The following is a 12,362-nucleotide window of genomic DNA, read 5'->3' as shown; positions in this document are numbered from 1 at the left end:
GCTCTATGTCTCCGGTTGTAGGTCGGTAATCGCGGTGGATGTTCGTGGCGTCTTCCGCGCGGGCGATGTCCTTGCCATCGCGCCGCCGCGGCGCCGTGCCGCCGTCGAATTGGGTGCCGGCGGCGTCCAGGCCGCGCAGACGGTCTCGGCCTCGCGCCGCAGCGCGCGTGCCAGCGCGGGCTCGCGCTCGCTGATGCGTTCGTTGAGCGCGGCGATGCTGATGGCGCCGAGCGGATAGCCGTCGGGGTCCGGCAGCGCGATGGCGATCCCGCCCATGCGCTCCACCACCACATCCAGCAGCACCGCATAGCCCCGCGTGCGGGTGGCCTCCACCTCGCGCAGCAGCAGCGCCGCGTTGATGCGCGGGTAGCGCTTGAGCGCGGGCGCGATGCATTGCAAGGTGGCCTCCACCTCGGCATCGGGCAGCGCCGCCAGCAGCGCCAGGCTGCCCGCGCCGACGCCGAGCGGTCGCCGGCTGCCCACGTCCAGATAGTTGGCCCGGATGGGAAAGGTACCGGGGCGCAGTTCCAGGCAGACGGATTCCCAGCCGCTCGGTACCGACAGCATCGCGGTGTCCTCGAAGGCGTGGGCAAGGCGGATCAGCGCGGGCCGCACGCTGGCGCGCGGGTCGATGCGGCGCACGCTGGCCGCGCGTAGCGCCAGCCATTCGGGGCCCAGCGAGAAAGCCTTGGTGTCGGCGTCGCGGGCGATAAAGCCTTCCGCGGCCAGCGTGTCCAGCAGGCGCAGCGCCGAGGCCTTGTCGACGCCCGCGGCGACGGCGAGGTCGGTCAGGCGCGTATTGCGCGCATCCGACAGCGCGCGCAGCAGCCTGCAGGCCTTCTGTAGGGAGGTGGTCGGAACCGTCACGCGCGCGCACTCCGGATAGACAGGTTTCGTTGAATGAAACCGGTTATGGGGTTATAGGCTCCTATTTGCGGTCCGTCATTTTGCAGTGCATCAAAGTTTTGCCGGCTGAAATTCCCTGCAACGCGCGCCGGACGGGCTTTGGCGGCCGCCGGGGACGCCCGCGCCTGGCGCGCTTCCGGCAAAAAAGCGCCGTCCGATCAGGCTGGCCCATGCGTCTTCCGCTATCCTTGGCGCGATTCGCCGTGCCGGCCCCGGCGCGGCTTCGATAATGCGATCCCCAAGTCCCAAAGGAGACATCATGGTTTGCCGAGCCCGCCGCCTTGCCGCCCTGCTCGTCCTGAGCACCGCGGCAACCGCCGCCCAGGCCGCACCGCCCGCCGCTTCCGAGGCCCCCGCCACCGAAACCTTTAAGGTGGCTGGCCTGGAAAAGCCCGCCAGCATCCTGGTCGACCGCTGGGGCGTGCCGCACATCTACGCCAATACGCTGTACGACGCCTTCTATGTGCAGGGCTTCATGGCCGCGCGCGACCGCCTGTGGCAGATCGACCTTTGGCGCAAGCGTGGCCTGGGCGAGATGGCCAGGGACTTCGGGCCGGCCTATGTGGAAGGCGACCGCATGGCGCGCGCCGTGCTGTTCCGCGGCGACATGTACCGCGAATGGCTGGCCTATGGCTCGGACGCCAAGCGCGTGGCCGAGGCCTTCGTGGCGGGGGTGAACGCCTACGTGGCCCAGACGGAGAGCAAGCCGGAACTGCTGCCGCCCGAGTTTCGCCTGCTGAACTACAAGCCGGCGCGCTGGCGCGCCGAAGATATCGTGCGCATCCGCCATCACGGGCTCACGCTCAATGCCATGGGCGAGGTCAATCGCGCGCAGGTCTACTGCCAGGTCAAGCCCGATGCCGCCCGCACCGACTGGGTGCAGCGCGAACTGGATCCACCGGTCCAGCCCAAGCTGCCGGACGGCCTGGATCCCTGCGCGCTGCCCGCGGCCGAACTGCGCCGCGCCTACGAGCTGGCCACCGCCGCGCCGCGCTTCCCGAAGGAATGGTGGCCCTCCGCCCAGGCGGACGGCATCGCGCACGAAGCGCTCTATGCCACGCTCGACGTCAACAGCGACACGGCGCGCAGCCTCGGCTCCAACAACTGGGTCATCGCCGGTTCGCGCACCAGCACCGGCCGCCCGATCCTGGCCAACGACCCGCACCGGGCGCATGGCGCGCCCAGCCTGCGCTATATCAGCCACCTGAACGCGCCGGGGATGTCGGTGATCGGCGCCGGCGAGCCCTTCCTGCCGGGCATTTCGATCGGGCACAACGGCATCATCGGGTTCGGCCTGACGCGCTTCTATATGGATCAGGAAGATCTCTACGTCTACGAGACCAACCCGGCGCAGGCGCACGAATACAAGTATCGCGGCCGCTGGGAACCGATGGAAACGGTGACCGAGGAGATCGCCGTCAAGGGCGAGCCGGTGCCGCGCAAGGTCAGCATCGACTTCACGCGCCATGGCCCGGTGCTGGTTGCCGACGCCAAGGGCAACCGCGCCTACGCGCTGCGCGCGGCGTGGCTGGACCTGGGCATGGCGCCATACTTCGGCTCGATGGACTATATGCGCGCCCAGAACTGGGACCAGTTCCGCGCCGCCATGAACCGCTGGGGCGCGCCCGGCGAGAATCAGGTCTATGCCGACCGTGACGGCAATATCGGCTGGATTCCCGGCGGGCTGACCGTGATCCGGCCCAACTGGGACGGCCTTACGCCGGTACCGGGCGACGGCCGCTACGAGTGGTCGGGCTATCGCAACATGGACGAACTGCCCTGGGCCTACAACCCGGCCGCCGGCTTCGTGGTGACCGCCAACGAGAACAACATCCCGCCGAACCACCCCGCCGCCAGGATGGGCGTGGGCTACGAATGGAGCGACACCGCTCGCGCGCGCCGCCTGAAGAGCCTGGTCGCGGGCAACCCGCACTCGTCGGTGGCCGACAGCATGGCCTGGCAGAACGACACCACCTCGCTGCCGGCGCTGCGCGCGGTGGCGTTGCTGGCCAGTGTGCGCACCGACGATCCGCAGGCGCGGCGCGCCCTGGACCTGCTGCGCGGCTGGGATGGCAACGAGCGCGCCGACAGCGCGCAGGCGGCGCTGTTCGAAGTGTGGTTCAGCAAATACCTGCGTCCGGCCGTAGTGCGCGCGGCGTTATCGGCCGAAGGCGCCAGGCTCGCGGGTTACGGCGACGCCAGCCGCGTGCTGGCGGTACTGGAGAAGCCCGAGCCATGGATGCCGCCGGAGCGCCGCAACGAAGTCATTGTCGCTTCGCTCAAGAGCGCCATGGCGGAGGTGGAGCGCAAGCTCGGACCGGACCCCAAGGCCTGGCAATGGGGCAAGCTGCATACGGCGGTGTTCAGTCATCCGCTGGATCCGATCCTGGACGGCGCGGCACGGCAGCGATATGACGTGAATGCCGGACCGATTGGAGGCTCCGCGTTTACGCCGATGAATACCAGCTACCGGAACAATGACTACCAGCTTACCGCGGGTGCGTCGTTTCGCATGGTGCTGGATGTGGGCAACTGGGATGCTTCGCGGGCGATCAATGCGCCGGGGCAGTCCGGGAATCCGGCCAGCCCGCACTACCGGGATCTTGCGCCGCTATGGGCGAGGGGCGAGTATTTTCCGCTGCTCTATACACGCAAGGCGGTGGAGAAGGAAAGCCGGGAGAGGGTGGAACTGGTGCCGCAGTGAGGGATTGGACGATCGGGGATTGCTTGGCGGTGCTTTCCGTTCAGGCGATCCAGTTCTCGAACCGTAGACCACCGATGCGAGAAAACTCCCCGGTATTGTCCGTCACCAGCACCGCGTCCAATGCCATCGCGTGCGCCGCGATCAGCATGTCATTGGCGCCGATCAATTGGCCTCGGCGCTCCAAGTCGGAGCGCAGTTGACCATAGTGCCGGTCAGCGTCGCTATCAAGCGGCAGAACCCGCAGGCCGCCCAGGGCTTGGTCGACGCGCTGAGCCAATGCTGCGGAGCCCTTCTTGGCCACGCCGAAGCGCAGTTCCGCCGCCACGATGATTGACGTGCACAACGAATCGGGATCGACCACACCGATGCGGGCGGCAGAGGCCCCACGGGTGTTGCGGATAGCATCGGAAATGATGTTAGTGTCGAGCAGATACACTGGCATCACAAGTCCACGGCTTCGGCGGGCAAATTGTCGATGTCCGGCCAGCCTTCCTCCAAGGGTGCCCATTGCGCTAGCAAAGCGCGCAGCGGTGACGTCAGCACGGGTTCGATCACTAGTTTGGTCCCCTCCTTGCGCAAGATGGCCTCGTCTCCCGGCAGTTCGAATTCGCGCGGGATACGGATGGCCTGGTTGCGGCCATTGCGGAATAGCCGGACATGCCGGCTTTCGGTATTGGTAGTCACGATTACTCTCCTGGCATATGCCAAAGCATATGCCGCTTTCAATCGCAACGCAAGCGCCGGCACTGCCCGCGAAAGCAGTCATCGGCAAGGAAGCGGAGTGGAGAAAGAGGCGCTTGAAAGCAGCTATCGATGGGACTTAGTCGCCATGGCATGGCTGTGGGGCGCACCCTATAAAATTCGCCCACCTCTCCGTCGCGCCGTCCGCTGACACCTGGCGATACAGTGCCTCCAGCCGATCCTTCGGTTGAACCAAGTTCAGCTGGTCTAGTTAAATGAAAGGACCTGTCAGCCGACGAGGCGCCCATACGGTCAGGTACACCTTCACGGTTCGCTTCGCATCGCGCCGGGGTGCTTCCGGCCTTTTTGGGCGGGAAATACGGCTACACCGAGTCGATTATTTACCACCATGGATACGTTGATCATTCGCCGGGCCGATATCAAGGACGCTGCCGCAATCAGCGCGCTGGCAACGAGCGTTGCACACTACTTCACCATCAAGGCGTCGGGGGAGGGTGCGGAATCATTCCTTGCCAGCCTCTCGCCAGACTCGATCGCGGGCTATGTCTGCAGTCCGCGCTTCGATTATCAGGTTGCCTTTCGTGGCCAGCAGCTGGCTGGTGTCATTGCCATGCGAGACGGTAGCCACCTCTTCCACCTGTTCGTCGCGCCGCATATGCATCGGACAGGCGTTGCCGCGCAACTCTGGGGGGTGGCCAGCCGTACGGCGATGGCGTCTGGCGGGGTTCGCGAATTCACCGTGAATTCGAGCCCGTTCGCTACGGTTGTGTATGAACGTTTCGGCTTCCGGTCCGCCGGCCCCCGCGCGCAGACAAAGGGCATCGCCTATGTGCCCATGCGCCTGGCCGTGGAGGAGACAGGAAGCACACCCGGACCCGGCAAGCCCTAGCCCACGTACCAGAGGATGCTGACGAACTGGCAGGCGCTGCCGGCCAGCACGAACAGGTGCCAGATGCCGTGAAAATGCCGCACCTTCTCGTCGAACAGGAAGAACACGATGCCGGCCGTATAGAGCACGCCGCCTGCCACCAGCCAGTACAGGCCGGCGGCCGGCAACGCAGCCACCAGCGGGCCGAAGGCGAACAGCACCAGCCAGCCCATCAGGACATAGATCAGCAGCGAGAACACGCGCGTGCGGTGGCCGATCCATAGTTCCTGCGCGATGCCGATGACGGCCAGCCCCCAGTTCACCCCGAACAGCGTCCAGCCCCAGGGCCCGCGCAGCGTGACCAGCGCGAAGGGCGTATAGCTCCCCGCGATCAGAAGGTAGATGGCGCAGTAGTCGAGCCGGCGCAGGATGTCTTTCGGGCGGCCGCGCAGGCTGTGGTAGAGGGTGGAGATGGTGTAGAGGAAGACGAGCGTGGTGCCGTAGACGACCGAGCTGACGACCTTCCACGCGTCATGGTAAAGGGCAGAGGTGGTGATCAGGACGGCGGTGCCGGCGGCGGCCAGGACGGCGCCCGCCAAATGGCTGTAGCCGTTGAAACGTTCTCCACGGTACATGTTGTTCATTCTCCTGTAGTGGTCGCTGGTTGGGGCGATTGCAGGGGGCTTTGTTGCGGTGTGTTATCGGGGTATTTTTGCATGGATTTCGAGGGGGCGTGGCATCCATTCATCACGGGCGCGCCCACACTTTCCATTACCGTACCGGCCCCGCCTCACCGGGCGCGGCGGGCGGCGGCTCGGATTCGGGGTCGGATTCGATTGGGGGGCGCATCTCCCCAATCGCAAGAATCGCCTGTCTGACCTCCTCTGTCCGGACGGATAGCTGGTAGGCAAAGCAGACGTAAATGACCAGCAAGATCAGACTGTAGGTGAGAGCCGCCATCCACACGGGGATATGCCATAACGGCTTCATCTTGCCAGCCGGCTCGCCCCGCCAATGCGGGGATAGTTCTTTTGGCACTGGCGGGCGGCCAGCCTGCACCAGCCTATAGAGGCGTTGGCGGATGTGTTCGTGGTTGCGACGACCATCGCTGTCGACGCGGTAACGCCCCATGAAACCGAGGCTCATGACCTGAAAAATCAGTTCAAGCAGATCGCGATTGCCGTCGGGATCCTTGACAAGCCGGCCAACCAGCTGGAAGACCTTTGTGCCGCCATCCCGGTCTCCATGAAACCGGACGGACAATGCGTTTTGCGACCAGGCGCCCAGGCCCTGTGCCGTGTCGCCACCCCATTTCGTATCGTGAACCGCCTCATCCAGCGCCGTACAGAGGCAATAGCTGGCACCGACGACATGCGCGGGCGGGATATTTGCCTGGAAGCACAACGCCTCGAAGGCCCCTATCTCTTGCTCGAGCTGCGCCCGAAACAAGTCGATCTTGCCACGCTGGCTGAAGCTGATGATGCCCAGTGGAATATTTGCCAAGAAAAGCATGAGTGGGTCAGCGGCCGTCAGCAGCGGATTCCGCGTTTTTTTCATCTCGGCCAACCGCTTCGCCAGTACCTCCTCCGGCACCGGTCCAAGTGTCGGTAGCGGCTCGGTGCCCCCCTCGACCGCGACTGCCGCGGTCGCCTCGGATTTCGTCTTCGCGACAGGCTTCACCCGTGCCCGGGTCTTTTGCCGCGGCACCCTTTGAGAGCGCGAATGATTTTCCGCTTTTGCCGAAGCGCCCATGTCAGCCCCCGACAAAGCTGCCGGTACTGCCGATCAGCGTGCAGCCACATTCGGAGCGGTGCCCATGCAGAGCAATCGGCCGGCCATCCAGCATATGGGAATCGTCACCCTCGATGATCGGATTGACGCCGTGCAGCCGCCCGTCCGGATACCGCATCGGACAGTCGACCAGATCGCCTTTGCGGGCAATCGGCTGACCGTCGATCCTATCGCTTGGCGAGCCGGTGATCACTCGGCCACCATGCGAGGTTTTGTCGCCGACCACGATAATGGATTGGGGCATTGCAGTCTCCTCAAGTGGAAATTGAATGAAATGGAAAGGCATGGAAAGTGAGGGGACGCGGGCAGCGCCATCACAGGCGGGGCCATGGCGGCCCCTTGGGGATCATGTCGTCAAGCAACGACTTCCCACGTGACTTGGTGGCGTCCAGCATGGCATCCGCGGCGCGGCCTGCTGCCTCGGCCGCCGTATCGAGCGCCGCCTTCCTGGCCAACTGGACCGCCGCCTTGCTGACGCCGATCATGGCATCGAAGGTGCTGAGCTTGGTCATGCCGAGGTGCCGCACACGTGTGTTGTCGCCAATATAGAGCGTACGTGCCCAACCATAGCCGCCCAGCGAGTACTCGTGGAAGTGCGGGACTCGGAACCACGCCCGGCTGTCATGGATAAAATCGTCGAACAGGGCAATGGCTGCCCGCTCCTGAACGGCGAAACGATCGACGGCTGCCGGCGAGGTCCATTTGCGCAGGTAGTCGATCATTTCATCGGCGGGCCGGACCAGCACGTCGTCCCCCGCATTGAAGGGCCGCACCGCGGCGGTCGACACCATCAGATCGCGCTGGACCAGCGTGACCACCTCCGAGTCGGGGTTCTTGTCCCGCCGCACGCAGAGCAGGCTGCCCGCGTTGCCGATAGGCCCAGCGAGAACGCGGCCCACGATGCCGCGCAGGGTGCCGAAGACATCGCCAGGCATGGGCGGACGCCTGACAAAATGCGTCTGCACACCCAGTGCCTCACGCTGATCCGGGTGAAGAAAGCCCAACAGCAGCCGAAACTCCTCCGCGGCTTCACGCAGGTCGCGCTGGTCATTGGCAACGATTTCATCCGCGCCCTCGCCGGGACGCGCGTCTTCCGGCTTCTTGCCCGCGATCTTGGCATACAGCTCCTCCTTGCGGCGCTGGATCTCCGCCTTCTTCGCTGCAATGCTGGCTCTCAGCAGGGCGTCTTCCTTCAGCAATGCCTGGCGCTGCGCCGCGGTGCCGCCGCCGCCGATTCCCATCGATGCGGCCCGGCTGCCAAGCTGTCTGGATTGCCGTTCTAGCGCCTCCAGCTCGGCCCGCATCCGTTGCGTCGCCGGGTCATTGGCCTGCTCGGCTTCGATCCTCGACTCGATCTGATGCGGCGTCAGTTTGCCTTCGCGGCTCTCGCAGGCTCTGTAGAACGGCTGAAAACAGACGTACTCACCGGAGCCAATGCGCGCCCGCAGCGTCCGCCACATCAGGTTCTGGCGCAGGCCGAGGTCCATGGCCTCTTCCACGCTCGCCACTTGTGGCAGCCTGTCGCGCCAGGCGTTGAAGGCCTGGATGACGGGAAGGGCGATTGCGAAGTCGTCCACGCGCCCTGGCGGATTCCGAATATCTGTTTCCAGAAGCAAAGGCACCCCCGCCTTGAGTGCCTCGATGTACATATCGTGCAGCGGAATCTTACCGAGCTTGTGCGCATCGCTCACCAGCGACTTGCCCTGGTCTCCGGGAGGATAGCTGCCACCCACGTCCGAGTGCACACCGGGATAGGGCACTTCGAGGAGCCGGTCCGGGCCGGCCGGATAGCTGCGGCCCTTACGGATCGTGTCTAGCGGAAAGCTCATGCGCTGCTCGTGGATCGAGAAGAAGTGCACGCAGCGCCTGACGGACTTCGGGATATTGAGCCGGCCGCTCCCTGCCCAGTCGAAGTGGCCATCGAAGGTATCGAAATCGAGGGCGCTCGCGGTGGAGTCGGGCGGCCCCACCGAGGCCACGGTGTCGAAGAGGCCAAGGAAGTTCACCTGGTAGGGGATCAGCCCGGCGAGCTTGCCATCCTTGGCCCACTCATTGACCAGCTTGCTGACGAAAACGCGCGCCGACGCCGCCCCGCGCGAGAAGCCGAAGACGTTGATCCACACCTTCTTGATCACCTTGTTGCGCTGGCAATCCCTCTCCATGGCGCGCTGCAGGCCGGCCAGGGCGTTCAGCTTTTGCTCAAGCAGTGGAGATGACGGCCTTGCGCCGAACACGGTCGCGGTGACGGTTGGGTTTAACTATTCGCAGATTTTGGCGGCTATTGCATTCCCCATGTAGCCATCATCAATCCCTCCGGAGATGGCCTGATGGACTGCCCGCAGTAAGCGCGTATAGCCCCAGACACAGCGCGTGCCGAAGCCGGTGGCAAATGCCTTGCCAGTTGATGAGTAGGTATGCTCGCCGACCTCCGGGAACGGCGTACCGACTCCGACGATATAGTATTTGAAGTGCCCTTCTGCTGGCTCTTCCTTTGTCACGTTATAGAGGCGCGCCACATTGGTGTGGGCTTTATCCCTTGAATCCCGCCAGGGATTCCTTTCGTCGTCGTTGTTATTGGTGCCGTCGAAAAAGAGATTGACATGGATCGTCTGTTCGCATGCTCCAAGCGGATCGGTCACCTTTGCCTTGCCGAGCGAATATGCATCTTGCCCTTCCGGCAAACGCCCGCTGTCTCGCTCCGGCATCTTGGCCGGCCAGCGCAGAATATTCATCGGTTCTTCTCCTTTTTGGATGTCGGGGGGCATGGCAGGCCTGCGGTGCATGGACCGCCCGGGGCGTAGTTCTTCTCTTGCAATCGCGGCGGACAATTGCGCTCGTCATCGGCGCAGTACGCCAAACGGCTACGAGCGCGCACACCCTTGGTTTCCTCTTCGTCCAGCACGCCATGAGCGATAAAGGGGTCGTCGTCGCCAGGGCGGATATCCGCCCGACGCCCGTTAGTGCTATCACTCACCATCACTTTGACTCGATCGCCGGGCAAGAAGATGGCCCACATGCTGCCGGATAGTTCGCCGTACTCGGGCAACGTGGACGTGGCACGGTAAACGAGGCCTGGCGTCTTGCCGTCCAAGACCTTGTTCACTGTCCATCGAATTGAAACGCTCATGCCGGGACGCCAGACTGCAGGGATGCTGATGCAGCAGTTCTCCGCGCCTCCGCCGGTGCGCTCTCCGGGAGGAGCAGGCATGATGGTAGGGCCACCGCCGCCCGAGCCATCTGGGCCAGTGATGCCAAAGCCATCAATGTAGTATGGCGTGTAGTTGAATCCGCTTACGCCAGCACTAAGCATACGATCARGTGTGGATGCTGCCTCCACTTCTGCATCAGAAAACAACGGCGAAAGCCAAGCCGACAACCGATCAGAGCAGGCGCCCAGCGCCGCCACCAGAGACAGGCTGACGCAGAGTCGCCAGAGCATTCGCGCAACACCGCCGTTGTCGTGCTTGGCGGCATTCCGTCGATGAGTTTGCTTGTCATCGTTGTTATCGGCGCCGTCGAAAAAGAGGTTGACATGGATCGTCTGTTCGCATGCACCTAATGGATCGATCACTTTTGCCTTGCCAAGCGGATGTGTGTCGAGCCCTTCTGGCAATCTCCCGCTGTCTCGTTCCGGTATCTTGGCCGGCCAGCGCAGAATATTCATCGTGTTTTCTCCTTTTCAACTGTCGGAGGGCATGGCAAGCCTGCAGTACATGGACCACCCGGCGCGTAGCTCTTCTCCTGCAGTCGTGGTGGACAATTGCGCTCGTCATCGGCGCAGTACGCCAAGCGACCGCCGGCGCGTACACCCTTGGATTCCTCTTCATCCAGCACGCCATGAGCGACAAAGGGATCGTCGTCGGCAGGACGCACATCGACGCTGTTTCGGCCATTAGCATTCCCATCCGCTACCATGATCTTGACCCGGTCGCCCGGCAAAAAGATGGCCCACATGCCGGCCGTATTCTCTCCGTTGTATTGCGGCACTTCGGTTGTAGCCCGGTAAACCACGCCCGGCGTTTTTCCGTCCTGAACCTTCTCCACGTGCCAGTGGACCGTGACCTGGATGCCGGGACGCCAGATCCTAGGAATGCTGATGCAACAGTTTTCCGCACCGCCGCCGGAGCGCTCTCCCGGCGGAGCCGGCATGATATTGGGTCCGCCGCCGCGCATGCCATCCGGGCCGGTGATGCGGAACCAGCCGATGAAGTCCGGCGTATAGTTGAATCCGCTCACGCTGGCGCCAACCCTGGGGCCTGGCGTGGGCGCTGCCTCCACTTCTGCATCGGAAAACAACGGCGAAAACCAAGCCGACAGCCGATCGGAGCAAGCGCCCAATGCCGCGATCAGGAAAAGGCTGGCGCAGACTCGCCAGAGCATTCGCGCAACACCGCCGTTGTCATGCTTGGCGGCATTCCGTCGATGCGTTTGCTTGTCATCGTTGTTATCGGTGCCGTCGAAAAAGAGGTTGACATGGATCGTCTGTTCGCATGCACCTAATGGATCGATCACCTTTGGCCTACCAAGAGAATAGGCATTGAGCCCTTCCGGAAAACGCCCCCTTTCTTGTTCCGGCATCTTGGCCGGCCAGCGCAGAATATTCATCGTTCTTTCTCCTTTTCAGCTGTCGGGGGACATGGCAGGCCCGCAGTACATGGGCCACCTGGTGCGTAGTTCTTCTCCTGCAGTCGTGGCGGACAGCTGCTCTCGTCGCTAGCGCAATAGGTCGAACGGCCACGGGCGCGCACACGCTTGCTCTCCCCTTCGTCAAGCACACCATGAGCGATAAAGGGATCGTCGTCGGCAGGACGCGCATCGACGCTGTTTCGGCCATTAGCATTCCCATCCGCAACCATGATCTTGACCCGATCATCCGGCAGGAATATTGCCCACATTTCCCCGGAGTTAGCACCATCGTATTGCGGCACTTCGGTCTTGGCGCGATAAACCACGTCCGGTGTTTTTCCGTCATGGATCTTCCCTGCATACCAGTGGACCGTGACCTCAATGCCGGGACGCCAGACCTCAGGAATACTGATGCAGCAGTTTTGCGCACCACCGCCGGAGCGCCCTCCTGGAGGCGCCGGCATGATATTGGGACCGCCTCCGCGCATGCCATCCGGGCCGGTAATGCGGAACCAGCCGATGAAGTGCGGCGTGTAATTGAGCCCGCTCACTCCGGCGCCAAGCATGCGACCAGGCGTGGGCGCTGCCTCCACTTCTGCATCGGAAAACAACGGCGAGAACCAAGCCGACAGCCGATCGGAGCAGGCGCCCAGTGCCGCGACCAGGGAGAGGCTGGCGCAGAGTCGCCAGAGGTGTCGAGCAACACTGGTGTTGTTGTGCATATGGATCCGCAAGGCTGCATAGTTGCGATCGCTGAAGCCGGCG

Annotated in this window: 13 protein-coding genes; 2 read left to right on the top strand and 11 right to left on the bottom strand. The window is 63.6% G+C overall.

What is annotated here, in order from left to right:
- Positions 1 to 3 precede the first annotated feature (3 nt).
- Positions 4 to 867 carry an IclR family transcriptional regulator gene (locus AC1DT6_RS19495; protein WP_441634264.1) on the bottom strand — a complete coding sequence of 288 codons (864 nt, stop codon included), beginning with the start codon at positions 865 to 867 and terminating at the stop codon, positions 4 to 6.
- A 298-nt stretch (positions 868 to 1,165) separates the two neighbouring features.
- Between AC1DT6_RS19495 and AC1DT6_RS19490 the strand changes: the two genes are divergently transcribed.
- Positions 1,166 to 3,610 (top strand): penicillin acylase family protein, encoded by a 2,445-nt coding sequence (locus AC1DT6_RS19490; protein WP_477111142.1) that lies wholly within the window; start codon positions 1,166 to 1,168, stop codon positions 3,608 to 3,610.
- Positions 3,611 to 3,650: 40 nt separating this feature from the next.
- Here AC1DT6_RS19490 and AC1DT6_RS19485 read toward each other — a convergent pair whose 3' ends face one another.
- Together AC1DT6_RS19485 and AC1DT6_RS19480 are read right to left on the bottom strand one after the other, a co-directional pair.
- A complete protein-coding gene (locus AC1DT6_RS19485; protein ID WP_441634270.1) occupies positions 3,651 to 4,052 on the bottom strand; it encodes a type II toxin-antitoxin system VapC family toxin in 402 nt (133 codons plus the stop codon).
- Positions 4,052 to 4,294 (bottom strand): antitoxin, encoded by a 243-nt coding sequence (locus AC1DT6_RS19480; RefSeq protein ID WP_441634272.1) that lies wholly within the window; start codon positions 4,292 to 4,294, stop codon positions 4,052 to 4,054. Before AC1DT6_RS19480 ends, AC1DT6_RS19485 begins: the two co-directional genes overlap by 1 nt.
- Positions 4,295 to 4,700: 406 nt before the next feature.
- Here AC1DT6_RS19480 and AC1DT6_RS19475 point away from each other — a divergent pair, with 406 nt between their 5' ends.
- Complete coding sequence (locus AC1DT6_RS19475) at positions 4,701 to 5,201, top strand: GNAT family N-acetyltransferase (protein WP_441634274.1); 501 nt, start codon at positions 4,701 to 4,703, stop codon at positions 5,199 to 5,201.
- On the opposite strand, the gene trhA is transcribed toward AC1DT6_RS19475, so the two are convergent.
- From trhA to AC1DT6_RS19435, 8 genes are all read right to left on the bottom strand, one after another.
- The gene (gene trhA, locus AC1DT6_RS19470; protein ID WP_441634276.1) at positions 5,198 to 5,815 is read right to left on the bottom strand and encodes a PAQR family membrane homeostasis protein TrhA; all 618 of its coding nucleotides are present in this window, start codon (positions 5,813 to 5,815) and stop codon (positions 5,198 to 5,200) included. The two genes, AC1DT6_RS19475 and trhA, sit on opposite strands and share 4 nt — an antisense overlap.
- A gap of 136 nt (positions 5,816 to 5,951) precedes the next feature.
- Entirely contained in the window at positions 5,952 to 6,932 is a 981-nt protein-coding gene (icmH, locus tag AC1DT6_RS19465; RefSeq protein WP_441634278.1) for a type IVB secretion system protein IcmH/DotU, read from the bottom strand.
- A 1-nt stretch (position 6,933) separates the two neighbouring features.
- Positions 6,934 to 7,215: a PAAR domain-containing protein gene (locus AC1DT6_RS19460; protein ID WP_441634280.1), complete on the bottom strand. Its 282-nt coding sequence runs from the start codon at positions 7,213 to 7,215 to the stop codon at positions 6,934 to 6,936.
- A 70-nt stretch (positions 7,216 to 7,285) separates the two neighbouring features.
- Complete coding sequence (locus AC1DT6_RS19455) at positions 7,286 to 9,133, bottom strand: phospholipase effector Tle1 domain-containing protein (protein WP_441634282.1); 1,848 nt, start codon at positions 9,131 to 9,133, stop codon at positions 7,286 to 7,288.
- A 96-nt stretch (positions 9,134 to 9,229) separates the two neighbouring features.
- The gene (locus AC1DT6_RS19450; protein WP_441634284.1) at positions 9,230 to 9,703 is read right to left on the bottom strand and encodes a phospholipase effector Tle1 domain-containing protein; all 474 of its coding nucleotides are present in this window, start codon (positions 9,701 to 9,703) and stop codon (positions 9,230 to 9,232) included.
- Positions 9,700 to 10,635, bottom strand: coding sequence for a DUF3304 domain-containing protein (locus AC1DT6_RS19445; RefSeq protein WP_477114816.1), 936 nt, complete (start codon positions 10,633 to 10,635; stop codon positions 9,700 to 9,702). The genes AC1DT6_RS19450 and AC1DT6_RS19445 overlap by 4 nt, the downstream gene beginning before the upstream one ends.
- Positions 10,632 to 11,576: a DUF3304 domain-containing protein gene (locus AC1DT6_RS19440; protein ID WP_441634288.1), complete on the bottom strand. Its 945-nt coding sequence runs from the start codon at positions 11,574 to 11,576 to the stop codon at positions 10,632 to 10,634. Before AC1DT6_RS19440 ends, AC1DT6_RS19445 begins: the two co-directional genes overlap by 4 nt.
- Positions 11,573 to 12,319, bottom strand: coding sequence for a DUF3304 domain-containing protein (locus AC1DT6_RS19435; RefSeq protein ID WP_441634290.1), 747 nt, complete (start codon positions 12,317 to 12,319; stop codon positions 11,573 to 11,575). The genes AC1DT6_RS19440 and AC1DT6_RS19435 overlap by 4 nt, the downstream gene beginning before the upstream one ends.
- Positions 12,320 to 12,362: the final 43 nt, after the last annotated feature.

The organism is Cupriavidus sp. 01L45 (assembly GCF_056399885.1).
The sequence above is the reverse complement of the archived record's forward strand: the minus strand, read 5'-3'. Positions and strand labels throughout refer to the sequence as shown.

What these genes read in the sequence shown, in the direction of transcription:
- AC1DT6_RS19490 (WP_477111142.1), top strand. Translation starts at nt 1,166, where the DNA reads ATGGTTTGCCGAGCCCGCCGCCTTGCCGCCCTGCTCGTCCTGAGCACC.
- AC1DT6_RS19485 (WP_441634270.1), bottom strand. Translation starts at nt 4,052, where the DNA reads ATGCCAGTGTATCTGCTCGACACTAACATCATTTCCGATGCTATCCGC.
- AC1DT6_RS19475 (WP_441634274.1), top strand. Translation starts at nt 4,701, where the DNA reads ATGGATACGTTGATCATTCGCCGGGCCGATATCAAGGACGCTGCCGCA.
- trhA (WP_441634276.1), bottom strand. Translation starts at nt 5,815, where the DNA reads ATGTACCGTGGAGAACGTTTCAACGGCTACAGCCATTTGGCGGGCGCC.
- icmH (WP_441634278.1), bottom strand. Translation starts at nt 6,932, where the DNA reads ATGGGCGCTTCGGCAAAAGCGGAAAATCATTCGCGCTCTCAAAGGGTG.
- AC1DT6_RS19460 (WP_441634280.1), bottom strand. Translation starts at nt 7,215, where the DNA reads ATGCCCCAATCCATTATCGTGGTCGGCGACAAAACCTCGCATGGTGGC.
- AC1DT6_RS19455 (WP_441634282.1), bottom strand. Translation starts at nt 9,133, where the DNA reads ATGGAGAGGGATTGCCAGCGCAACAAGGTGATCAAGAAGGTGTGGATC.
- AC1DT6_RS19450 (WP_441634284.1), bottom strand. Translation starts at nt 9,703, where the DNA reads ATGAATATTCTGCGCTGGCCGGCCAAGATGCCGGAGCGAGACAGCGGG.
- AC1DT6_RS19440 (WP_441634288.1), bottom strand. Translation starts at nt 11,576, where the DNA reads ATGAATATTCTGCGCTGGCCGGCCAAGATGCCGGAACAAGAAAGGGGG.
- AC1DT6_RS19435 (WP_441634290.1), bottom strand. Translation starts at nt 12,319, where the DNA reads ATGCACAACAACACCAGTGTTGCTCGACACCTCTGGCGACTCTGCGCC.